Genomic DNA, 20,787 nt, shown 5'->3' with positions numbered 1-20,787 from the left:
GAGATGTCGCCGCATTCCTCCGCGCCCGTGCCCGTACGACCACGCTCGTCGACGCGGCGACGGCGGTCGTGGCGCGGGGGGCCGCCCGCCCCGGCGCGCCCGACCCCCCCCCCCCACCCGCCGGGGGGGCCCCCCCCCGACCCGACATCGATCGCTACTGGGCGATGAACGCGAGGATGTCCTTGTCGAGCTCGGCCTGGTAGTCGCCGTAGATCCCGTGCGGAGCACCCGCGTACACCTTGAGCGTTCCGTGCTTCACGAGCTCCGCCGACTTCAACGAGGCAGCAGCGATCGGAACGATCTGGTCGTCGTCGCCGTGCGCGAGGAGGATCGGGACGTCGAGGGCTTTGAGGTCCTCGGTGAAGTCCGTCTCGGAGAACGCCTTCACGCAGTCGTACGCCGCGGCGAGGTTCACGAGCATCCCCTGGCGCCAGAAGTCGTCGCGCGCCCCCTGGGAGACGTTCGCCCCTTCGCGGTTCGCGCCGAAGAACGGCACCGAGAGGTCCTGGTAGAACTGCGACCGGTCCTTCAGGACGCCGTCTCGGATGCCGTCGAACGCCTCGATCGGGGTGCCTTCGGGGTTGGCGTCCGACTTGACCATGATCGGCGGCACCGCGCCGGCCGTGATGACCTTCGCAACGCGGCCCGCCCCGTGCTGCGCGGCGTAGCGGACCACCTCGCCGCCCCCGGTGGAGTGGCCGATCAGCACGAGGTCGTGCAGGTCCAGCGCCTCGACCAGTTCTGCGAGGTCACGCGCGTAGGTGTCCATGTCGTTGCCGGTGTAGGTCTTCGACGAGCGACCATGGCCGCGCCGATCGTGGGCGATGGCGCGATATCCGGCGTCGGCGAGGAGCTTCAGCTCCACCTGCCACGCATCGGAGGAAAGGGGCCAGCCGTGGCTCAGCAGTACGGGCTGGCCGCTTCCCTGCTCGGTGTAGTAGATCTCGGTTCCGTCGGCGGTCGTGATGAAAGGCATTCGCTACTCTCTGTCAGCGGTCTGGATGAGTGGTTCCTCCACGCTACTGGCGGGCGCGCCGGTGTGGGCCGACCGCGGGCAGCCGGTCCACTCTCTTCACGGCTATGTCAGACGCCGTACTTCGGGAGTTCCTGCAGGGTCCACGTGTTGCCGTCCGGGTCGTCGAAGCTGACGAAGCGGCCCCATGCCTGCTCGTCGACCCCCTGGGCCTCCACACCCAGCGAGCGCAGGTGCTCCAGGGCCTCGTCGGCGTCGGGCACGACGACCTGGATGGTGTTCTGTCGCCCCGGTTCGAGGTCGTTTCCCATGCCGTAGCCGAACGCGATGGAGCACGCGGAGCCGGGGGGCGTCATCTGCACGAAGCGGAGGCCCTCGAAGGGCACCTGATCGTGGTCGGCGTGGAAGCCGATCTTCTCGTAGAAGTCCTTCGCGCGGTCGACATCGGTCACCGGCACGAAGATGAGCTCGATCTTCCAGTCCATGAGAGTTCCTTCCCGATTGAGCACCCGGGGTGGGCTGCCGTGCAGTCCACGTTACGGACGGGCGCCGACATCCGCAGCCCTCGCAGAACGGGCCCTCAGGCGGCAGGGGGAGTGATGGCGGGACGGCGTTCGATCAGCTCCCTGGCGAGCCCGGTCGACCCCGCGACCGCCGCAGGCATCGTCGCGACGGCGCCCAGCGGGACGAGGAAGCACAGCTGCGTCGCAACGCCGAACCCCAGCACACGGGCGCGGTTGCCGCGGCGCAGCGCGGCGCGTGCCCCGCGGTCGAGTCCGCGCGCCGCCAGCGCCCGCGACGACAGCTCGTCGGCCAGCAGCCAGCCGGTGAAGGCGACGCCGAAGACCGTGCCGAGCACGCCGCCGACGACAGGCACGAGCCCCAGCAGGCCCGCCACGACGGCGATTCCGGCGCCGCGCGCGACCAGTGAGAGCCCGTCGCCGACGGAGCGCCAGAAGCCGTAGTCCGCGTCGGGGACCGTCTGGCCGAGATCCCGTTCCACTGCGCGCCAGATGCGCTCGTAGAAGGGCTCCCCGACGAGAAGGGTCAGAGCGGTGAACGTCACGGCCACCATCACGAGCGCGGCACCGAACATCGCGGTGCCGATCGCCGTCCGGATGACATCACGCCAGAGCCCGGGCCACCCGTTCGCGAACGGGGTGATCGACTCGGTCACTCCGGGGAGGGCGAAGCCCCACGAAACCAGCCCGGCCACCAGCACGATCGCCACGATCGCTGCCGGGATGAGCCCGAGCGCCATCAGCCCTGGTCGCCGTCGCCAGTAGGCGAACCCTCGCAGCAGCGCTGCCACACCGCCGATGAACTCCCGCACGGATCCAGACTAGATCGGAGGCGCAGAATCACCGGCGCTCTGCCGCGACGGCCGTGGGTGGAGCCCGTCCTCATCGCGGTGGCGGTGGCCGCGATCTTCGTCGTGCTGCTGACCGTCGGGCCGCCGGGCGGAGGCGAATATCGTCCGGCAACCCGATTCCCGTGTACCGGGAATACCGCTCCCTCTCTGGCGTTAAAACTTGAGCAAGCAGCACTCAAGTTTGATCCAGGAGGCTTTGTGCCCGACAACTTCACGCCCAACAACGGCGAAAACAACGACGGCTCGAGCGCGTTCGACGAGTTCCTCGCGCGCTATCTGCAGGGCGAGCAGGCGCGCGCGTCACGCTCGATCGACCTCAGCCGCTTCCTCAGCGCGCGCACGCAGGGCATCCTGCAGAATGCCGGGCGCTTCGCGCTGGAGCGCGGCCAGCGCGAGCTCGACGCGCTGCACGTTCTGCGCGTCATGGTCGAGGAAGAGCCGGCCAGGGATGCCGTGACCAGGGTCGGGGCGGACCCCGAGGCGATTGCTCGCGCCGCCGAGGACCGGCTGCCCGCTCGCACCGCGCCTGCATCCGTCGACGCCGCGATGATCGCTCCGTCCGTCCAGCGCGCGCTGTTCCACGCCTACCAGGTCGCTCGTGCCGCGGGCTCGACCTACGTCGACCCGGAGCACCTCTTCTTCGCGCTGGTGATAGGACAGGACGCCCCGGCGGGGCAGGTGCTCGCTCGGGCCGGAGTCACCGCAGAGTCGCTCACGCAGGGGATGCGCGAGTCCGTGATGCCGGATGCCGGCTCGGCCGGCGCGCCCGCCCCCGCGCAGCAGGGTGCCGCGGCATCCGACACTCCGATGCTCGACCAGTTCGGCACCGACCTCACCGCGCTCGCCCGTGAGGGCCGGCTCGACCCGGTGATCGGGCGCGCCGACGAGATCGAGCAGACGATCGAGATCCTCAGCCGTCGCACCAAGAACAACCCGGTGCTCGTCGGCGAGGCAGGCGTCGGCAAGACGGCGATCGTGGAGGGCCTCGCCCGCGCGATCGTCGACGGCTCGGTTCCCGAGCAGCTGCGCGACAAGCGCGTCGTCTCGCTCGACCTGCCGGGCATGCTGGCAGGCACGCGCTACCGCGGCGACTTCGAGGAGCGCCTGACGAAGACCATGGACGAGATCGCCGCCCACCGCGGTGAGCTGATCGTGTTCATCGACGAGGTGCACACGGTCGTGGGCGCCGGTGGCGCGGGTGATGGCGGCATGGACGCCGGCAACATCCTCAAGCCCCGCCTCGCTCGCGGCGAGCTGCACCTGGTCGGCGCGACGACGCTCAAGGAGTACCGCGTCGTGGAGAAGGACCCCGCCTTGGAGCGCCGCTTCCAGCCCGTCCGGGTGGGGGAGCCCTCGATCGAGGACGCCGTGCGCATCCTGCACGGCCTGCGCTCCGCGTACGAGGAGCACCACGGCGTCGGGTACACCGACGACGCTCTCCGCGCCGCGGTCGAGCTCTCCGATCGCTACCTCCCCGACCGCGTGCTGCCCGACAAGGCCATCGACCTGATCGACCAGGCCGGTGCGCGGCTGCGGCTGCGGCTCGGCGTGCGAGTGGATGTCGACGACCTCCTGCAGCAGCTCGCGGGCCTCGAGGCCGACAAGAACGCCGCGGTCTCCGCCGAGCACTACGAGGAGGCTTCGCGCATCCGCGATGACATCGCGGCGGTTCAGCGCAAGCTCGAGGAGGCCACGGCCACCCGGAGCGCCGTGGCCGACGCCTTGATCGACGAGGCGCAGATCGCCGCGGTCATCTCGCGTGCCACCGGCATCCCCGTGAACCGGCTCACCGAGGGTGAGCGGGAGCGTCTCGCGGTGCTCGAGCAGGAGCTGCACGACCGCGTCATCGGTCAGGACGACGCCGTGACGGCCGTCGCGAAGGCCGTGCGCCGCAACCGCACGGGCATGAGCGACGCCGACCGCCCGGTCGGCAGCTTCCTCTTCCTGGGGCCTACCGGTGTCGGCAAGACGGAGCTCGCCAAGGCGCTCGCAAGCTCGCTGTTCGCCGATGACCCTTCGACAGGCTCAGGGACCGCCGTGCTGCGCTTCGACATGAGCGAGTACGGCGAGCGGCACACCGTGTCGCGGCTCGTCGGTGCCCCTCCGGGATACGTCGGCTACGACGAGGCCGGGCAGCTCACCGAGCGCGTGCGCCGCAACCCGTACTCGATCGTGCTGTTCGACGAGATCGAGAAGGCGCACCCCGATGTGTTCAACCTGCTGCTGCAGGTGCTGGATGACGGACGCCTGACCGACGGCCAGGGTCGCACCGTAGACTTCCGCAACACGGTCGTCATCATGACCTCGAACATCGGCAGCGAATTCCTGGCGTCGCGCGCGGGCGCCATCGGCTTCCTCGCCGACGGCGGGGGGTCCACCGGCTTCGGCTCCGAGAAGGACCTGCGCGACCGGGTGATGGGCAAGCTGCGTGAGGCCATGCGGCCCGAGTTCCTGAACCGCATCGACGAGATCGTGTTGTTCCGCAAGCTCGACAAGCCGCAGGTGCGAGAGATCGTCCGGCTGCTGCTCGGCGCGACATCGGCCCGGCTCGCCGGCCGGGAGGTCGACCTCGAGGTCACCGAGGCGGCGGTGGACTGGCTCGCCGAGCACGGCTACGAGCCCGAGTACGGTGCCCGTCCGCTGCGTCGCCTCATCCAGCGCGAGGTCGATGACCGCATCGCCGAGGCGTTCGTCGACGGGTCGCTCGTCGACGGGGGAGCGGTGAGCGTGGATGCCGCCGGCGACGAGATCGTCGTGCGTGCCTCCCGGCCGCAGCTCGCGCAGGCGGCGTAGCCGGCATCACGCGAGGTTCCGGATCCGAGAATCGGTCCGGCGTCCGAAGATCTGCGCGTCGCGCGGAGTCTCGGACGCCGGACCGATTCTCGGTGCGCGGCGCGGGGGGTCAGCGCGGTGGCGGAAGCTCCAGCGCTGTGACCCCCGTCATCCCGAACCAGACGCGGCCGCCGTCGCCCTCGACGAAGACCGCGAGCACGCTGTCACAGGAGCTGCACCGGGCCACCATGCCCATCCCGGTCGTGTAGACATCGCAGCGGCCGATCGCACCGTTCGCACCGCAGCCGTTGCAGCGCGCGTCGGCGGCCGTGGCATCCCACCCGAGCACATCGGCGAGGCGGCCGGCCAGTACGTTGCCGTCGAGCTTGGTCATCACGAACCTCCGAACCGCTCGGTGCGCACGTCGGCCGGCGCATGCCCGGCCTCGATCAACCACGATGCCACCGCTTCGACGAACGCGGTAGGGCCGCACACGTAGACACGCGGGCGGGATGCCGCGGGCACCGTCGCGGCATCCAGGGTGCTTCGCGTGACCCGGCCCGCGGGTGCCGCCCAGCCGTCCGGCGTGCGGCGCGTGTACACGAAGTCGAGTTGCAGCGTCCCCTGCGCGAGCCCTGCAAGCTCGTCCCGGAAGAACACGTCGTCCGGCGTTCGCACCGAGTACAGCAGGCGGAACTCCGTCGCATCCCCGGCGGCGGCATGCGCCGCGGCCATGGCGTACAGCGGCACGACGCCCGATCCGCCGGCGATGAGCTGCACCGGTCGGAGAGCGTCCCCGTCGAGGGGCGGTCGCCACACGAAGAATGCCCCCAGCGGTCCGTGCAGCTCGAGCTGGTCGCCCGCACGCAGGTCATGCGCGAGGAACGGCGACACCTCGCCGTCGGGCAGTTCGTCGACCGCCAGCACGACGCGCGTGCCCTCACCCGCCGAGGCGATCGAGTACGAGCGCGTCGCCTGGTAGCCGTCCGGCGCGGTGAGGCGGACGTCGAGGTGCGAGCCGGCATCGTTGCCTGGCCACGTCGGCACGTCGAGCACGATGCGGCGCGCGCTCGCGGTCTCCGGCCGCGATTCGACGACCACTGCGGTGTGCCAGGATGCGGGGCGCTTGCCTCTCACCAATACCGCTCCTCCTGCCACGGATCGCCGTGCAGGTGGTAGCCGTTCTGCTCCCAGAATCCGGGGTCGTCGCTCGGCATCGTCACGAGCCCGCGGATCCACTTGGCGCTCTTCCAGAAGTAGAGGTGCGGCACGAGCAGCCGCGCGGGGCCGCCGTGCTCGGGGTCGAGCGGCTCGCCGTCCGCCTCGAACGCGATCCAGCTCTTCCCGTCGAGCAGATCGTCGAGCGGAACGTTGGTCGTGTAGCCGCCATAGGAATGCGCCATCACATAGTCGTGGCTGGTCTCCACGTCCTCGAAGATCTTGTCGAGCGGCACGCCCCGCCAAGGCATCTCCAGCTTCGACCAGTGCGTGACGCAGTGGATGTCGGTGGTGATGTCCTCGATGCCGAGGGCACGCAGTTCATCCCAGGTCCAGCGGTGCGCGCCGTTCTCGGTCTGCACCGTGAACTCCCAGTCCTCGGTCTCGACCTGCGGTGTCGGACCCGCCGAGAGCACCGGCCAGTCCGAGACGAGCGTCTGACCTGGCGGCAGTCGCGGATCGCGGTCGCCCCGCCGGCCGGAGAATCCTCGAGTGATGAATGACATGGCACCCCTTTCTCTGACGCTCACACTAGTGACCCGGCGCGCCGGGCGGCGCGCTCGCGGCAAGCCGGTCGCCGTCGGCATCCACTCATAAGGTGAAAGCAGGGCACAGAAGGCCCGACAGCGCCGGAAGGGCCGCGGATGCAGATAGCCAGCACGTCGACGCAGCGCACCTATCGCTACCTCAGACTGTCGATCGTGGGTGCGGTGGTGCTGCTGTTCGTCGCGCTCGCCATCACGATCGTCCACTTCGGCCCCATGCTCTCCGTCAGCGCTGCGATCTACACACCGGCACGCAACATCTTCGTCGGTTCCATCTTCGCCGTCGCACTCGCGCTCCTCGCCCTGTCCGGACGCAGCCTCTCGCAGGCTCTGCTGGATTACGCCGCCATCGCAGGCGCGCTGATCGCGACCGTTCCGGCTCCTCTCGAGCCGGGTCAGCTTCCGCCGTCGGAGGCCGACCTCGCGGGGGTGCAGGTGGGCCTTCTCTCCTTGCTCATCGTGGGCATGGCTGCGCTTGTCGCCATCGTCGCCGTGGCGGTGGTGCAGCACACCCTGACGCCGACCATCGGATTGGGCATCGCCGTCGCCGCGGTGATCATCGTGGCGGTCGCCGTCTGGTGGCTGGTGTCGCCGATCTCGTTCCTCGCCTGGGCGCACATCGTGGCGGCGTTCACCTTCTTCGTGCTGATCGCGGCGGTGTCGGGGCTCGCCGCATGGACGGTCGACGAGACGAGCAATGACGCCGCCGCGGCGACCCGGGCGATGTACCGCGTGCTGTATTCCGCGATCGCGATCGGCATCCTCGTCGCATTGGCGTTCCTGGTGGTCGTCATCGTGCTCGAGACGCAGGGGATCGATCTGGTCGAGGCGACCGGGCTGCCGCTGATCTTCATCGGCGAGGCGGCGGCTCTGCTTCTGTTCGCCGCGTTCTGGCTCATCCAGACCGTCGAGCTGTGGGACGAGCCGGATCCTCGGCTGCGGGTGGCGCCGGGGGAGTGAGGCCCGTCACCCGTCGGTCAGTGGCGATCGGCTGCTCGCTCGAGGAAGCGGCGCACCGTTTCGGCGGATGCCGCATGGTCCGCGACATCCGGTTCGCCGGACATCGTGATCGTTCCTACGAGCCGGCCGCCTTCGAAGATCGGGATGGCGCCACCGTGCGCCCGCAGCAGGTCGTGGTCGACATCCGTGCGGTCCTCGAACGGGGTGCCGTCGGACTCGTGGCGTCGGCGGACGAGCAGGGAAGGCTCACCGAAGCGCTCCGCGACCGCGGCCTTTCCCCCGAGCCAGGGGTCGTTGCCGGAGTCCGTCGTCCCGAGCTTCGCGACGAACACATCCGCGCCGTGCAGCACGACGCGGACCGCGAGGTTCGCGCCGAGCTCACGGATCACCTCGACACCGATGAGCCCGAGGTCGACGGCGTCTTCGCGACCGAACACGTCGACGTCGAATCGCGGCTCCGCCTCGAGATCGGCGATCGTGAACACGGGAAGCTGTGTCATGCGGGTTCTCCTCGAAGCTCGGGTCGAGCCTAGTAGCGTCGAACGCATGACACGGCGCCCACCGACGACGACAGTCCCTGCGGCGCGGCCGTGGGCGGTGGCGCGCGGGATCGCGCTGTGGGCGCTCGGCGGGTTGCTCGGCGTCGCGGGCGCAACTCACCTGACGTGGGGGCGGCGCGGGTATCGCATCGTGGTTCCGGACTGGGCGACCGCGCTCACGAGGCTGGACAAGGACGCGATCGTGGTCGGCTCCGGAGTTGTCGAGCTGATGCTGGCCGGCGCGCTGGTGGCGCTGCCGCGGGAGCGGACGCGGATCGGGTGGCTCGTCGCCGCGTTCTTCGTCGCGGTGTTCCCGGGCAACTTCCACCAGTGGCAGACGGGCCGCTCGGCGCCGCTGCTGCGCACCGACAGGGCGCGCTTCGTTCGCCTGCTGCTGCAGCCGGTGCTCGTCGCGTGGGCGATCTGGGGCACCCGTGGCCGCTGAATCGAACCTGACATGTCGATCGTTCGGTGCGCCGGGCGCGCCCCGACTCGTCGTGCTCATCGGGGTCGGCATCTCGATGGCCGTCGACCCTCTGCCTGCGGTGACGGCCGGCCGCGACATCCGCGTGCTCGCTGTAGGGGTCGACGGGGCGGCCATCGATGAGCCGGGCGCGCACGGCGGCGAGACACCGGCGGAGTCGACGGCGGCCACGCTCGCCGATCGGATCCGTGAAGAGCTGGACGACGCCGTCGCCACCGCGGGCCTCGTGGCGTACCGAGCGGCCGGAGATGTGGCGCTGCGAGTCACCGCGCTGCTCGGCGACTCGATCGATCGGCTCGTGCTCGTCGCGGTGCCTGCCCCGGCTGCGCCGCTCGACCAGCAGGAGCTCGGGCGGACGATCGAGCCGATCATCGCGAAGACCCTCATCATGAACGGCCAGCGCGATCCGGATGCCGCCGCGGCGGACGCGCGTTGGTACAAGGAGCACATCCGGTCGGCGCGCGTCGAGATGATCCCGGGCCACGGGCAGCTCGCTCTTCCGGATGTCTGGGACCGCGCGCTCTCCCACGCGGCTCCCGGGACGAAGGGCAGGTAGCCGGTGCGGGAGCTCGATGTGCGTCTCGCGGACGGTTCGGTGCTGCACGCGTTTGACGTGCCGGTCGCTCACCCGCCGCGCTTGGCGCTCGCGTGGCACCACGGCTCGCGCAGACCGGTGCGCCGCTCGCCCCCGTGATCGAGGCGGCCGCCGAACGACTGCGCGAGCTCGAACTCCGCCGTCTCCTCGAAGGCGGCCCGCGCCGCTCATCCATTGAAGGCCGAGCGGATGGCGCCGAGTGAAGCCATTCCGGCGAACCAGTCGAACTCGGTGGACTACGCGGTGCCCGACGTTCTGGACTGGCTGCTGCGGCAGGCCCGAGTGCGGTCGGAACCGCTCCGCTGTGCGGCGCGCCCGGCGCTTTCCCAGGCTGACCTGGCTCTCCTCACAGCCTTACCAACATCTCCTCCCAGCGAACGAACGCTGCCGTCCGGTAACTTCGGAGTTGCATGCAGGCGCGCCTGGGCCGGCCGATGAGGGCAAGGCGACAGGACCGCCCCATTCCAGGAGGGCACTCAGACGCGGGGCTCGCGTCGGGCACGACTCCGACCTGGAGCATGCTTCACACCGCCGATCAGAGGCCCGATTCGTCGCGCTCATGCCACGGCGGGCACCGAGCCGACACATCCATCAAGGAGAGCCATGGGCAGTACTCAGGACCGCCACCCGATCGGCCACCACCCGCCCGCAGCAGGGTGGTATCCGGATGCGCAGGTCGCCGGCCAGATCCGCTACTTCGACGGCCGGTCGTGGACCCAGCACACGGCCCCGGCGATCCGCAGTCTGGATGTCGCGAACGCCGCAGCCGCGCCCAAGACGAAGCGCCAGACCGGCCTCTGGATCATGCTCGGCGTCACCGCCGCGCTCGTCGCGCTGGTCTTCGCCCTGAGGGTTGCGAACCTCGGATCCAACGATGGCGCGGCCGGCGACACGGCCGCCCAAGCGCCGGTCGCCGAGGCGCCGGCTGTCGTTGAGGAACAGGCTGCAGAGTCCGCCGACGAGTCCCCTGCAGAACCGGAAGCGCCTGCCGCATCCGGCCTCACCCTGGCGCAGCAGAACGCCGTCGAGCGCGCGCGGGGTTACCTCGACATGATGGGCTTCTCACGCTCGGACCTCATCGGCCAGTTGGAGTATGAGGGCTTCACCGTGGAGGACGCCACGTTGGCGGTCGATCGCCTTGCACCGGACTGGAACGCCGAGGCAGTGGAGGCGGCGCGAGGTTTCCTCGACGTTTCCTCGTTCACCCGCGACACACTGCTCGACGCGCTGCTGTACAGGGGGTTCAGCCAATCCGAGGCCGAGGCCGGACTCGCAGCCGTCGGCTACTAGGCACTGGCCCGGTGTTCGCACCAGATTGACCGTGGCAGCGCGGGCATGGTTCAGCCGGGTGGCGGATCACGAGCGCCCACGAGCCCGGAGGTCGGAATCCCCTCTCCGCACGTGTGAGAATTCAGTCGGCCCTCGACAGACAGGCAAGTCCCCCCAATGATCTCGACCTTCATCGCGATCGCCGTGCTGCTCGCGAGCGCGGTGCTCCTGATCGCCCTCCGGCCCCGCGCGGAGCGCGACATCGCGATCAGCGCTCGCGCGGCCCGGATCACGGGTTCCATGCCGGTCGCCTCGACCGATGCGCCCGACGCGGCGGCCGCCCTTGCCGCAGCCGAGGCGGTGGGCGGCTCGATGATCCAGGCGGGGTATTCGGTCGAGACGGTGCAGGACGTGCTCCGCGACATCGCCCGCGTCAACAACCTCCCCGAGAGCGAGGTGCTCGTGTTCCCGAACGCGCTCCTCGTCTCCGCGCGGGGGCAGGGACAGCACCGCACGGGCGCGGTCGCCGGCGCCGACGGGCAGTTGCTGCTCTCGCAGATCGACGAGGTGCAGCGAACCGTGGATGCCGCCCGGACGGGCGTGCTCGACCCTGCTTCGACGGTGAAGCGCATCGAGCGCATCCGTGACATGCCGCCCACCTATGGACGTGTCGTCCGCGTGATCGGCTACGCGTTCCTGAGCGGCGCGCTCTCCGTGCTGCTGGGTGCATCGTGGACCGGCGTGTCCCTCTCCGCCGCTCTCGGGCTGATCACCGGAGCCGCGCTCCTCCTCAGCGAGCGCGTTCCGCGGCGCTATGGCGCACTGATTACCGTCGGGATCGCCTTCGTCGTGGCCGTGGTCGTGTTCTCTCTTCTGCGGGCGGGATGGGGCTCCGGCATCCTCGCCGCACTGCTGGCTCCACTCGTGGTCCTGCTGCCCGGCGCGCTGCTCACCACCGCCGTGCTCGAATTGTCGATGGGGCACATGATCTCCGGGGCGGGCAGAGCGGCCGCCGGGGCCATGCAGCTGGTGCTGCTCAGCGCAGGCATCGTGACGGCGGGTGCGCTGGTCGGCGTGCCGGACTTCGACTTCGCCCGGCACCCGGATCTGCTGGGACCGGTGGCGCCGTGGATCGCCGTCGCCGTCTTCGGCATCTCCATCTCGGTCCACCGGTGCGCGCCGCGGCGAGCCATTCCCTGGATCCTGCTGGTGCTCTACATCGCGTACGCGGCCCAGGTGCTCGGAGACGTCTTCCTGGGCGGCGTTGTCTCAGCCTTCGTGGGCGCTCTGTGCGTGACGCCGGTGACCGCCCTCGTAGCGCGGCAGCCGTCCGGGCCTGCGGCCCTCGTCAGCTTCACCCCCGCCTTCTCGCTGCTCGTGCCGGGTGCGATCGGGCTTGTGGGGGTGGCCGACGTGCTGGGAGGCGACCGGGCGGCGGCCGCATCCCTCGTCGCGACCCTCTCGACGATGGTCGCCATCGCCCTCGGCGTTCTGGCCGGCTCGAGCCTGTCGAATCGGATGCGCCGGCCGGCGCTCTGACCCGCCATCGCCTAATCGGATGCGCCGGCCGGCGCTCTGACCCGCCATCGCCAGATCGCACGCGCCGCGCCCGCTCCCAGCAGAACCGTCACCGCGCTTTGGTGTGGTGCCAGGACCGCGCGACGCAGGATGGGAGGCGATGATTCGACGTGCGACGTCCAGACATCCGGGCACGAAAAAGGGTGCGACGGCCGGTCGGCCGCCGCACCCTCGGCGAGGGGTTACGGAGCGACCGGAACGAGCACCCGGTCGATCGTGTGGATGACGCCGTTCGACGCCTGGATGTTGATCGCGCGCAGTACGAGCACAGGATTGCGCAGGTCGGCGTTCTGATCGCGCAGGACGGGGCCGAGCGGCCTGATCACGAGACCGTTCGCCATGACGATCGTCCGCGACGTCAGCACGTCGAGCGGCCCGAGCTTCTTGTCCGCCACCACGTGGTACAGCAGGATATTGCTGATCTGCGGGATGCTGAAAGTTCCGACGATGGCGGCGAGCGCATCCGCTTCGCTTGCCGGCACCGTGCCGGTCAGATCGCCTACGAGCCGCAGGAACGCCCGGTCGTTGGGGGCGAAGACGGTGAACTGGCGGCTGGCATCGGCGAGCACGGGCGCGAGATCGGTCGCGATCAGAGCCTGCACCAGGATGTCGTAGTCGCCCAGGTTGTTGTCAGGCGTTCCACCACCCGATGCCGCGACGGCGACCTCGACGATGTTCTGTGGAGGCGCTGCGGCGCCCGTCGCGTTCGCGGGAACGGCAGATCCCAGCACGAGCGCCGCAGCGGCGACCGCAGCGGCAATGGTCTTCTTCATGGTCGTAACTCCCTTGTTTCGTACGGATACGCGGGACGGGTCCGGGGATGAAGGTCTCCGGCAGGTCCCAGTGAGTTCTTCCGTGCCGGGGCGGCATTCGGATGCACCAAGACGGAAATGATTCGCGAGGAGGGCAGAATTGCTCCATGCGCATCGTGGTGCTCACCGGCGCCGGCATCTCCGCGGAGAGCGGGGTGCCCACCTTCCGCGGACCGGACGGGCTGTGGGAGGGCCACCGCGTCGAGGATGTGGCGACCCCGGAGGCGTTCGAGCGCGATCCCGAGACGGTGCACGCCTTCTACGACGCCCGGCGGGCTGCCCTGGCATCCGTCTCGCCGAACGCGGCCCATCGCGCGCTCGCCCGCCTCGAGGGTGGAATCGGCGACGAGCTGCTCGTCGTCACGCAGAACGTCGACGATCTGCACGAACGCGCCGGCACCCGCAGCCTCGTGCACATGCACGGCGAGCTGCGCAAGGCGCTGTGCGGCGCGTGCGGCGCGCGGGTGCCCTGGAACGGCACGCTGGCCGACGAGCCGCCGTGCCCGGCCTGCGGGGCGCGGATGCTGCGACCGGATGTCGTCTGGTTCGGCGAGATGCCGTACGAGCTGGAGCGCATCGAGCAGGCCGTCATCTCGTGCGACATGTTCGTCGCCATCGGGACATCCGGCGAGGTTTACCCCGCCGCCGGTTACGTCGCCCTCGCGGCGGCGTTCGGGGCCCATACGGTCGAGCTCAACCTCGCGCCGTCCGAGGGGGTCGTGCCGTTCGACGAGGTCCGGGCGGGCCTTGCCACCGAGGTCGTCCCCGCCTGGGTGGATGAGGTGCTCGCGCACCGCTGAGCGGGGCTCCCACCGTCAGGGGCGAGTCGACACCGTCACGGTGAACTTCGCGTTGCGGGCCACCTGCCGCGTCGGTCCGACCAGGCGCTCGAGCGCCGGCCGATAGCGCTGCGGCGAGTTCCATACGGCCCACAGCTGGCCGCCCGGTGCCAGAACGCGCCCGGCCTCCGCGAAGAGGGGCTCGGCCACGCCGCCCGGCACAGCGGCGCCCGCGTGGAACGGCGGGTTCAGCGCCACGAATGACGCGGTCGCGTCCGGGCGCGCCTCCAGACCGAGGTCGCGCACGACATGCACCCGGTCCCCGACGCCGTTCGCCTTCGCGGTCGCTTCGGCGGACGCGACGGCGGAGGCCGACTGGTCGCTCGCCACGATGCGGCGTTCCGGATGTCGCAGGGCGAGCCACGTCGCGATCACTCCGGTGCCGCACGCGAAGTCGATGATGTCGCCGCTCGGCGGCGGCGCGGCGTCGAGAAGCTGCTCGAGCAGGAACCGGGTGCCGATGTCCACTCCGGCGCCGGCGAACGCTCCACCGAACGCGCATACCACGAGTTCGTCATCCAGTCCCGGCACGGCATGCGGCAGCACTCGCGGCCTCAGCGCCGGCGCGGGCTCCCGGGCACCGGGCTCCCGCCCATCGAGCGGCTCTCGTGCGGTCAGCACGCGAGCCTTCTGCCGCGCGTGGGACACGTCGAGCCGGGCGAAGGAGCGCAGCAGAACCTCGTTCATCGCCGTGCTCATGTGCTTGAGCATCCCGCCGGCGTAGACGATGACGTCGCGGTCGGCGTGCGCGGCGACGAGCGCCGAGACGTCGTCGAGCGCGTCGAGGGCGCGGGGGAGTCGGAGCAGTACCACGCGCGCTCCCGCCACCAGTTCCGGCCCGAGCGGCAGCGAGCGGAACACGTTCTCGACGCCGAATTGAGAGGCGTTGGCCGCGAGCGCGCGCTCGCCCGAGAGCGGATCCTGATGCACCCGGATGCCGGTGGCCCCGTCATCCGCCGCCCCCAGAGTGAGCGCGCCATAGCCGTCGCCGATGACCACGACCGTGCCTGCCGGTGCCGCACGCCTCGCCTCCGAGGATTCGTCGAGCAGCAGTCGGTCGGCCGCATCTGAGGCCCGCAGCTCCCGTGCATCGACGTCCGGCCAGCGGCGGAGGGCGTCGAGCGAGAACGGGCGGGGCACCTGCCCATTCTCGCGCAGGGTGCCGGCGGGGTCCGCACGCACGAAAGCCCGCGCCGACCGAGGTCGACGCGGGCTCCCGTGTGCCGTGATGCGCGACTAAGAGCTGACGGACTGGCGGGCGGCCGCTGCCCGGTCGTCGCTGAGGCGCTCCTCGTCGATGCGATCGAGGTCGTGCAAGGACGAGCCCTTCGTCTCACGCAGCGACAGCACCGCAACGAGGCTGACCGCCGCCGCGAGCGCCAGGTAGATCGCCACCGGCACCCAGGTGCCGTACTCGCGCAGCAGCCAGGTGGCGATGATGGGCGCGAGCGAGCCCGCGATGATCGAGGTGACCTGGTAGCCCAGCGAGACGCCCGAGTACCGCATCCGCGTCGGGAACATCTCGCTCATGATCGCCGGCTGCGGCGCGTACATGAAGGCGTGGATGAAGAGGCCGAGGCAGATCGCGAGCAGGATGACGACGGGGCTCTTGGTGTCGAACATCGGGAACGCGAAGAACCCCCACGTGGCGGCCAGGAGCACGCCGATAAGGTAGACCGGCTTGCGGCCGACGCGGTCGGTGAGCCCGCCGATCAGCGGGATCACGATCATGTGCACGATGTGCGCGATGACCATGTAGCCCAGGATCTCAGAGGTGTTCACTTCGTTGAAGACGAGATACGTGATCGAGAAGGTCACCACGAGGTAGTACATGATGTTCTCCGCGAACCGGAGCCCCATCGCCGTGAACACACCACGCGGGTAGCGCCGGAGCACCTCCCAGACGCCGTATCGCACGTGCTTCTGCTCCTCGACCTGCTTCTGCACCTCGAGGAAGATCGGGGCGTCCGTCACACGCGTGCGGATGTAGTATCCGACGGCGACGATCACCGCGGACAGCCAGAAGCCGATGCGCCATCCCCACGAGAGGAACTGCTCCTCGGTGAGGGTGCGGCTGAGGACCAGCAGCACGACGGTCGCCAGGAGGTTGCCGATCGGCACCGCGGCTTGTGGGAACGACGACCAGAAGCCGCGCGACTTGTCGGGGGAGTGCTCCGCGACGAGCAGCACCGCCCCGCCCCACTCCCCGCCGACGGCGAAGCCCTGCGCGAAGCGGAGCGTCACCAGGAGGGCCGGTGCCAGGTATCCGACCTGGGCGTAGGTCGGCAGGCATCCCATCAGGAAGGTCGCCACGCCCACCAGGATGATCGCGATTTGGAGCAGCTTCTTGCGCCCGTACTTGTCGCCGAAGTGTCCGAAGACGATGCCGCCGAGCGGCCGCGCGACGAAGCCGACGGCATACGTCACGAAGGCGGCGATGATCGGCGTCAGTGGGTCTTCCGACGGCGGGAACATGATCTTGTTGAAGACCAGCGTCGCGGCGGTGGCGTAGAGGAAGAACTCGTACCACTCGACGACGGTGCCGGCCATCGACGCCGTGACGACGCGCCGAAGACTCGATTGCTTCACATCGGGCGTGGTGCTGCTGCCTCGGGGCGATGTGGCTGAAGCCATGCGCTTGTTACCTCCTTGTAGGGCGCGAGACGGCACAGAGGTGCCGGACTCCACGTTACCTGAGAGAGGATTCAGGTCTCAAGGCGGTTATCGAATCGAGATGCTCGGCGGCGCTACTCGCGGAGCCGGACGAGCAGCACGTGACCGGTCTCCTCGAGCTCGGCGATCGCCTCGCGTTCCTTGAGGAAGTCGGAGAACGACCGGAAGCCCAGCGCCTTCTCGCTGAAGGAGGGGTCCATGCGCCGCATGTGGGTCTTGACCGCCGAGCTGTGCAGCCACTCGGTGTCGTCCTTGTCATGGCCGAGCCGCAGGGCGCGCTCGAGCAGGCGGGTGGCGACCTCCTGCGGATCCTCGACAGGCTCCTCCGGCGCTGCCTCGACCTGCGGGGCGAGCGCCGCGACGGTCTGCGAGGAAGCGCGACGGTTGGTGCGTTTGGGCGGCGACGCCGGACCGAGCGCCTCGATGAGCGAGGCCTCGATGTCGGCGGGTGCCGGCGCGAGCGGCGGCGCTTCAGGGTCGAGCTTGGGGGCGGAGTCGACGGCCGCGGGCTCCGAAGTGCCGGCGGGCGCGGCGTCCGCCGTGGGCGTCTTCGTGGAGACCCGGCGACCGCCCGCGCGACGCTTCGCGGGCGCCGCCTCCACGGGCTCGGCCGCCGCGTTCTCCGCCGCGGCCGGGAGCGCGGCATCACCGTCGGCAACACCGGCATCGGATGCCGGGGCCTCCGCAGCCGCGGCCTCGGCGGCCGCCGCAGCCGCGGCACCCTTCGACCTCGATGATCTCGCCTTCGCGGCGGGCTCCTTCGCTCCGGATTCCTTGGGCGCCGACTCCTTCGGCGTTGCACGGGCGGCCGGCTCCTTGACGGGCGGACGCTGCACGCGAGGAACGCCGGGCAGTGAGTCGTAGGCCTCGAACTCGTCGCACGCCGCGGCGAGGGACTTGGCGGTGGATCCCGCCACCCCGATGCCGACGACGTACCGCCCGAGGCGCTTGCAGCGCTGGGCAAGGGGCACATAGTCCGAATCGCCGGCGACGATGACGACGTGCGTGAGGTCGGGCAGGCGGAACATGTCCTCGACGGCGTCCACGGCGAGACGGATGTCGGCGCCGTTCTTCGCGTACGCGGCAGCCGGAAAGAGCTGCACGAGGTCGACGGCGCGGGCGACGAGCTGGCTGCGGTAGACGGCGTTGACGGGGGAGGACCAGTCCGCGTAGGCGCGCGTCAGCACGAGCGTGCCGAAGGACGCCGCGTAGTCGATGATCGCGCCGACGTCGATGGTCGCACGAGAGAGGCGGTCGGCGATCTCCGGGTCGTTCGGCGTCTCGAGGATCCGCTGGCGGTCACGCCCATAGGAGTTGCGGCCGTGGACACGGTCGTACCAGGAAATGACGATGTTGTCGAAGTCGAGGTAGACGGCCACGCGGGCGTTCTGCGAGTCGGGCATTACTCCAGTGTGACAGGCGGTGCTGCCGGGGGAGGCGCTGACGGGCCGCGGTCAGCGACCGCCCGGGTACACCAGACCGATCTGCCGGCGGATCTCGTCGAGGGTGCCCATGATGGCGACGGTCTCATCGATCGGCAGGATGTCGCCCGCGAAGTTCCCCTCGGCCACCAGTCGCTCGGCGGCCAAGGCCTGGTACTGCATCCCTCGGCTCTCGACATCCGATTCATACGACTCGAGCACCGTGCCGTCGGGTGCCACGACGCGGAAGGACGTCGGGCTGTACCAGACGGAGTCGATATCGATGCGTGCATCGGTGCCGAGCACCGTGGCCGTGTTCGGACCGCGGGTCACCGATGAGGAGAGCGTGGTCGCCAGAGCGCCGCGGTCGTACGTGAAGATCGTCGCGACCTCGTAGTCCACTCCCGTCGGCCTGAGCCGCGCCGACGCCTGCACGGTGGTCGGGGCGCCGAGCACATCCCAGGTGAAGGAGATCGGGTAGATGCCGAGGTCGAGCAGAGCGCCGCCACCGAGCTCGATGGCGTTGAGGCGATGCGAGGGATCATCGGTGACCTTCTGGGTGTGATCGGCGATCACGGCGCGCACCTCGCCCAGCACGCCGGAGGCGAGGATCTCGCGGATGCGCCCCATGTGCGGCAGGTAGCGGGTCCACATCGCCTCCATGGCGAGCAGCCCCTTGGTGGCGGCGAGGTCGCGGATCTGCGCGGCCTCGGTGGCATTGAGCGTGAACGGCTTCTCGACCAACACGTGCGTGTCGTTCTCGAGCGCGAGCATCGCGTTCTCGGCGTGCATCGGGTGCGGCGTGGAGACGTACACGATGTCGACGTCGGGGTCGGTTACCAGAGCCTCGTACGAGGGGTAGGCGCGCGGGATGTCGAATTCGGCCGCGAACGCGTCGGCCCCCTCCTGCGAGCGGGAGCCGACGGCGATCAGGTCGATGCCGGCAGCTCGCAGGTCGCGCGCGAAAGCATGGGCGATGCCGCCCGTGGCCAGGATGCCCCAGCGAAGTCCACTCATCGTCGAAGCGTAGCGGGGTCAGGCGACCGGTCGTGGCGCCTCGTCCGAGACGCCGCAGATGAACGCGAGGATGCGCAGCGCCGTGTCCTGCAGCACGGGCCCGTGACCGAAGGACCAGTCCGCGTCGACCGCACGCAGAGTGTGCCCGGAGAGGACGGCTCGGATCTCCAGGGGCGCGGCGCCCGTCCGGTAGAGCACCACCGCGCCGATGGTCCTGGGGTCCACCTTCGCGGCGACGCCGATGTCCCTCGCCAGCTCGAGCTGTGCGGTGACGGCACGGGAGAGGGCGCGCACCGGGCGCCGCTTTCCCTCCCGCACGCGGTGCGCGAGTTCCCGGAGATCGCCGGTAGGGGCTTCGGCCGCAAGGCCGGCGCGCTCGGCGAAGTCGCGCCCCAGGTCCCGGTCGCCGAGGAGCATGGTCTCGGTCGCCTCGATCACGTCCGCCAGTGCCGCCCGCCGGTCCGATGTGACGCCTGATTCGTCGCCGATGGCGCGTTGCGACAGCGGGAAGAAGCGACCGAGGTCGGACATGTCCTGAGTTTATGCCGAGGCGGCCATGTGACGCGATGTGACAGCCGCATCCGCGCCCCACGCGAGCTTCGGAACGATGTGACGTCACATTGCCGGATGGCCGACATGCGGCGTTTGTGACCATAATGGGCTCGAACGGGATGTGACCGTGCACACGGACGTGGAGGCCGACATGAGCGACGCCGGGCGCGGGCGACCCCCCAGCATCCGGGACGTGGCGCGCCTCGCGGGCGTCTCGCACCAGACGGTGTCCCGCGTGCTGAACGACCACCCCAGCATCCGCGCCGCGACGCGGGAGCGCGTGCTCGAGGTCATGCAGGATCTGCAGTACACGCCGAATCGCGCCGCGCGGGCCCTCGTGACCAGCCGGTCCCAGACGATCGGGGTGCTGTCTGCCTCGTCGGCCCAGTACGGGCCCGCATCCAGCATCGCGGCCATCGAATCGGCCGCCCGGGACCAGGGCTACTGGGTCACCGCCGCCAACATCGACGCATCCGACCCTGGTTCGATCGGCGCGGCGCTCGCGCACCTGACCGCCCAGTCGATCGACGGGCTCGTGATCATCGCGCCGCAGGTGCGCGTGTTCCGCGCGATCGCCGCCATGCACATCGACGTTCCCTACGTGACCCTGCAATCGACGGAGCTCGACGAATCACGCGCGCTCTCGGTGGACCAGATCGCAGGCGCCCGCGCGGCCACGCGTCACCTGATCTCGCTCGGGCACCGCTCGATCTATCACCTCGCCGGACCTCAGGACTGGATCGAGGCCGAGGCGCGGATGCGCGGATTCCTCGAGGAGATGAGTGCCAACGACGTCCCCACGACGGCGCCGATCCTGGGCGACTGGACGGCGGAGTTCGGCTACTACGCCGGTCGCGAGCTGCTCAGCGTGCGCGACTTCACGGCGATCTTCTCATCGAACGATCAGATGGCCCTGGGGCTGATCCATGCCATCCGCGAGGAGGGGCTCGACGTGCCGCGCGACATCAGCATCGTCGGATTCGATGACATCCCGGAGGCGGCCCACTACTGGCCGCCGCTGACGACGGTCCGCCAGGACTGGACCGAGCTCGGGCGCCGGTGCGTCGCGCTGCTGCTCGGCGGCGCCGCGGGGGCGTCGGTGGGTGCGCGGCAGACGATCGTGCCGGAGCTGATCGTGCGCCGGTCGACCGCCCGCGTCGGCCTCTGA

The 20,787-nt window shown here is 70.1% G+C and carries 22 protein-coding genes; 9 read left to right on the top strand and 13 right to left on the bottom strand.

Annotated features, from left to right (window positions below; translation table 11 throughout):
- Positions 1 to 154 precede the first annotated feature (154 nt).
- The 3 genes from ACPW96_RS10175 to ACPW96_RS10165 all read right to left on the bottom strand — a co-directional run bounded on the left by ACPW96_RS10175 (position 155) and on the right by ACPW96_RS10165 (position 2,306).
- A complete protein-coding gene (locus tag ACPW96_RS10175) occupies positions 155 to 976 on the bottom strand; it encodes an alpha/beta fold hydrolase (protein WP_425882944.1) in 822 nt (273 codons plus the stop codon).
- A 107-nt stretch (positions 977 to 1,083) separates the two neighbouring features.
- Positions 1,084 to 1,458: a GNAT family N-acetyltransferase gene (locus tag ACPW96_RS10170; protein ID WP_425819996.1), complete on the bottom strand. Its 375-nt coding sequence runs from the start codon at positions 1,456 to 1,458 to the stop codon at positions 1,084 to 1,086.
- A 95-nt stretch (positions 1,459 to 1,553) separates the two neighbouring features.
- Complete coding sequence (locus ACPW96_RS10165) at positions 1,554 to 2,306, bottom strand: EI24 domain-containing protein (protein WP_425819998.1); 753 nt, start codon at positions 2,304 to 2,306, stop codon at positions 1,554 to 1,556.
- Positions 2,307 to 2,543: 237 nt separating this feature from the next.
- Between ACPW96_RS10165 and ACPW96_RS10160 the strand changes: the two genes are divergently transcribed.
- Complete coding sequence (locus ACPW96_RS10160) at positions 2,544 to 5,138, top strand: ATP-dependent Clp protease ATP-binding subunit (RefSeq protein ID WP_425882943.1); 2,595 nt, start codon at positions 2,544 to 2,546, stop codon at positions 5,136 to 5,138.
- A 109-nt stretch (positions 5,139 to 5,247) separates the two neighbouring features.
- On the opposite strand, the gene ACPW96_RS10155 is transcribed toward ACPW96_RS10160, so the two are convergent.
- From ACPW96_RS10155 to ACPW96_RS10145, 3 genes are read right to left on the bottom strand one after another with little or no spacing between them, the layout of a single operon-like run.
- The gene (locus ACPW96_RS10155) at positions 5,248 to 5,511 is read right to left on the bottom strand and encodes a DUF6510 family protein (RefSeq protein ID WP_425820002.1); all 264 of its coding nucleotides are present in this window, start codon (positions 5,509 to 5,511) and stop codon (positions 5,248 to 5,250) included.
- Positions 5,511 to 6,254 carry an FAD-binding oxidoreductase gene (locus ACPW96_RS10150; protein WP_425882941.1) on the bottom strand — a complete coding sequence of 248 codons (744 nt, stop codon included), beginning with the start codon at positions 6,252 to 6,254 and terminating at the stop codon, positions 5,511 to 5,513. Before ACPW96_RS10150 ends, ACPW96_RS10155 begins: the two co-directional genes overlap by 1 nt.
- Entirely contained in the window at positions 6,251 to 6,841 is a 591-nt protein-coding gene (locus ACPW96_RS10145; RefSeq protein ID WP_425820006.1) for a molybdopterin-dependent oxidoreductase, read from the bottom strand. The genes ACPW96_RS10150 and ACPW96_RS10145 overlap by 4 nt, the downstream gene beginning before the upstream one ends.
- A gap of 138 nt (positions 6,842 to 6,979) precedes the next feature.
- Here ACPW96_RS10145 and ACPW96_RS10140 point away from each other — a divergent pair, with 138 nt between their 5' ends.
- Entirely contained in the window at positions 6,980 to 7,840 is an 861-nt protein-coding gene (locus ACPW96_RS10140; RefSeq protein WP_425882940.1) for a hypothetical protein, read from the top strand.
- 17 nt (positions 7,841 to 7,857) lie between these two features.
- On the opposite strand, the gene ACPW96_RS10135 is transcribed toward ACPW96_RS10140, so the two are convergent.
- The gene (locus tag ACPW96_RS10135) at positions 7,858 to 8,340 is read right to left on the bottom strand and encodes a heme-binding protein (RefSeq protein ID WP_425882939.1); all 483 of its coding nucleotides are present in this window, start codon (positions 8,338 to 8,340) and stop codon (positions 7,858 to 7,860) included.
- Positions 8,341 to 8,386: 46 nt separating this feature from the next.
- On the opposite strand from ACPW96_RS10135, the gene ACPW96_RS10130 reads away from it, so the two are divergent.
- The 5 genes from ACPW96_RS10130 to ACPW96_RS10110 all read left to right on the top strand — a co-directional run bounded on the left by ACPW96_RS10130 (position 8,387) and on the right by ACPW96_RS10110 (position 12,266).
- Positions 8,387 to 8,824: a DoxX family protein gene (locus ACPW96_RS10130; protein ID WP_425882937.1), complete on the top strand. Its 438-nt coding sequence runs from the start codon at positions 8,387 to 8,389 to the stop codon at positions 8,822 to 8,824.
- Positions 8,814 to 9,419, top strand: coding sequence for an alpha/beta fold hydrolase (locus ACPW96_RS10125; protein ID WP_425882936.1), 606 nt, complete (start codon positions 8,814 to 8,816; stop codon positions 9,417 to 9,419). The genes ACPW96_RS10130 and ACPW96_RS10125 overlap by 11 nt, the downstream gene beginning before the upstream one ends.
- A 92-nt stretch (positions 9,420 to 9,511) precedes the next feature.
- Positions 9,512 to 9,661 carry a hypothetical protein gene (locus tag ACPW96_RS10120; RefSeq protein ID WP_425882934.1) on the top strand — a complete coding sequence of 50 codons (150 nt, stop codon included), beginning with the start codon at positions 9,512 to 9,514 and terminating at the stop codon, positions 9,659 to 9,661.
- Between the two features lie 400 nt (positions 9,662 to 10,061).
- Positions 10,062 to 10,748 carry an Ltp family lipoprotein gene (locus tag ACPW96_RS10115; protein ID WP_425882932.1) on the top strand — a complete coding sequence of 229 codons (687 nt, stop codon included), beginning with the start codon at positions 10,062 to 10,064 and terminating at the stop codon, positions 10,746 to 10,748.
- Between the two features lie 156 nt (positions 10,749 to 10,904).
- The gene (locus tag ACPW96_RS10110) at positions 10,905 to 12,266 is read left to right on the top strand and encodes a threonine/serine exporter family protein (RefSeq protein WP_425882930.1); all 1,362 of its coding nucleotides are present in this window, start codon (positions 10,905 to 10,907) and stop codon (positions 12,264 to 12,266) included.
- 221 nt (positions 12,267 to 12,487) lie between these two features.
- Here the strand turns inward: ACPW96_RS10110 and ACPW96_RS10105 are convergent, their stop codons facing one another.
- Positions 12,488 to 13,078, bottom strand: coding sequence for a fasciclin domain-containing protein (locus tag ACPW96_RS10105; RefSeq protein WP_425882928.1), 591 nt, complete (start codon positions 13,076 to 13,078; stop codon positions 12,488 to 12,490).
- Between the two features lie 146 nt (positions 13,079 to 13,224).
- Here ACPW96_RS10105 and ACPW96_RS10100 point away from each other — a divergent pair, with 146 nt between their 5' ends.
- Entirely contained in the window at positions 13,225 to 13,917 is a 693-nt protein-coding gene (locus ACPW96_RS10100) for an NAD-dependent deacylase (protein ID WP_425882926.1), read from the top strand.
- 15 nt (positions 13,918 to 13,932) lie between these two features.
- Here ACPW96_RS10100 and ACPW96_RS10095 read toward each other — a convergent pair whose 3' ends face one another.
- The 5 genes from ACPW96_RS10095 to ACPW96_RS10075 all read right to left on the bottom strand — a co-directional run bounded on the left by ACPW96_RS10095 (position 13,933) and on the right by ACPW96_RS10075 (position 19,598).
- A complete protein-coding gene (locus ACPW96_RS10095; RefSeq protein ID WP_425882925.1) occupies positions 13,933 to 15,096 on the bottom strand; it encodes a class I SAM-dependent methyltransferase in 1,164 nt (387 codons plus the stop codon).
- 96 nt (positions 15,097 to 15,192) lie between these two features.
- Complete coding sequence (locus ACPW96_RS10090) at positions 15,193 to 16,590, bottom strand: MFS transporter (RefSeq protein WP_425820026.1); 1,398 nt, start codon at positions 16,588 to 16,590, stop codon at positions 15,193 to 15,195.
- Between the two features lie 113 nt (positions 16,591 to 16,703).
- The gene (locus ACPW96_RS10085; RefSeq protein WP_425882923.1) at positions 16,704 to 18,032 is read right to left on the bottom strand and encodes an NYN domain-containing protein; all 1,329 of its coding nucleotides are present in this window, start codon (positions 18,030 to 18,032) and stop codon (positions 16,704 to 16,706) included.
- A gap of 51 nt (positions 18,033 to 18,083) precedes the next feature.
- Entirely contained in the window at positions 18,084 to 19,067 is a 984-nt protein-coding gene (locus tag ACPW96_RS10080) for a Gfo/Idh/MocA family protein (RefSeq protein WP_425882922.1), read from the bottom strand.
- Positions 19,068 to 19,085: 18 nt separating this feature from the next.
- Entirely contained in the window at positions 19,086 to 19,598 is a 513-nt protein-coding gene (locus ACPW96_RS10075; RefSeq protein ID WP_425820030.1) for a hypothetical protein, read from the bottom strand.
- A gap of 148 nt (positions 19,599 to 19,746) precedes the next feature.
- On the opposite strand from ACPW96_RS10075, the gene ACPW96_RS10070 reads away from it, so the two are divergent.
- On the top strand, positions 19,747 to 20,787 hold the full coding sequence (locus ACPW96_RS10070; protein WP_425882921.1) for a LacI family DNA-binding transcriptional regulator: 1,041 nt from the start codon (positions 19,747 to 19,749) through the stop codon (positions 20,785 to 20,787).

It is taken from the genome of Micromonospora sp. DT81.3, from assembly GCF_049847225.1.
GTDB lineage: Bacteria > Actinomycetota > Actinomycetes > Actinomycetales > Microbacteriaceae > Microbacterium.
This window is presented reverse-complemented; position numbering and strand designations above follow the sequence as displayed.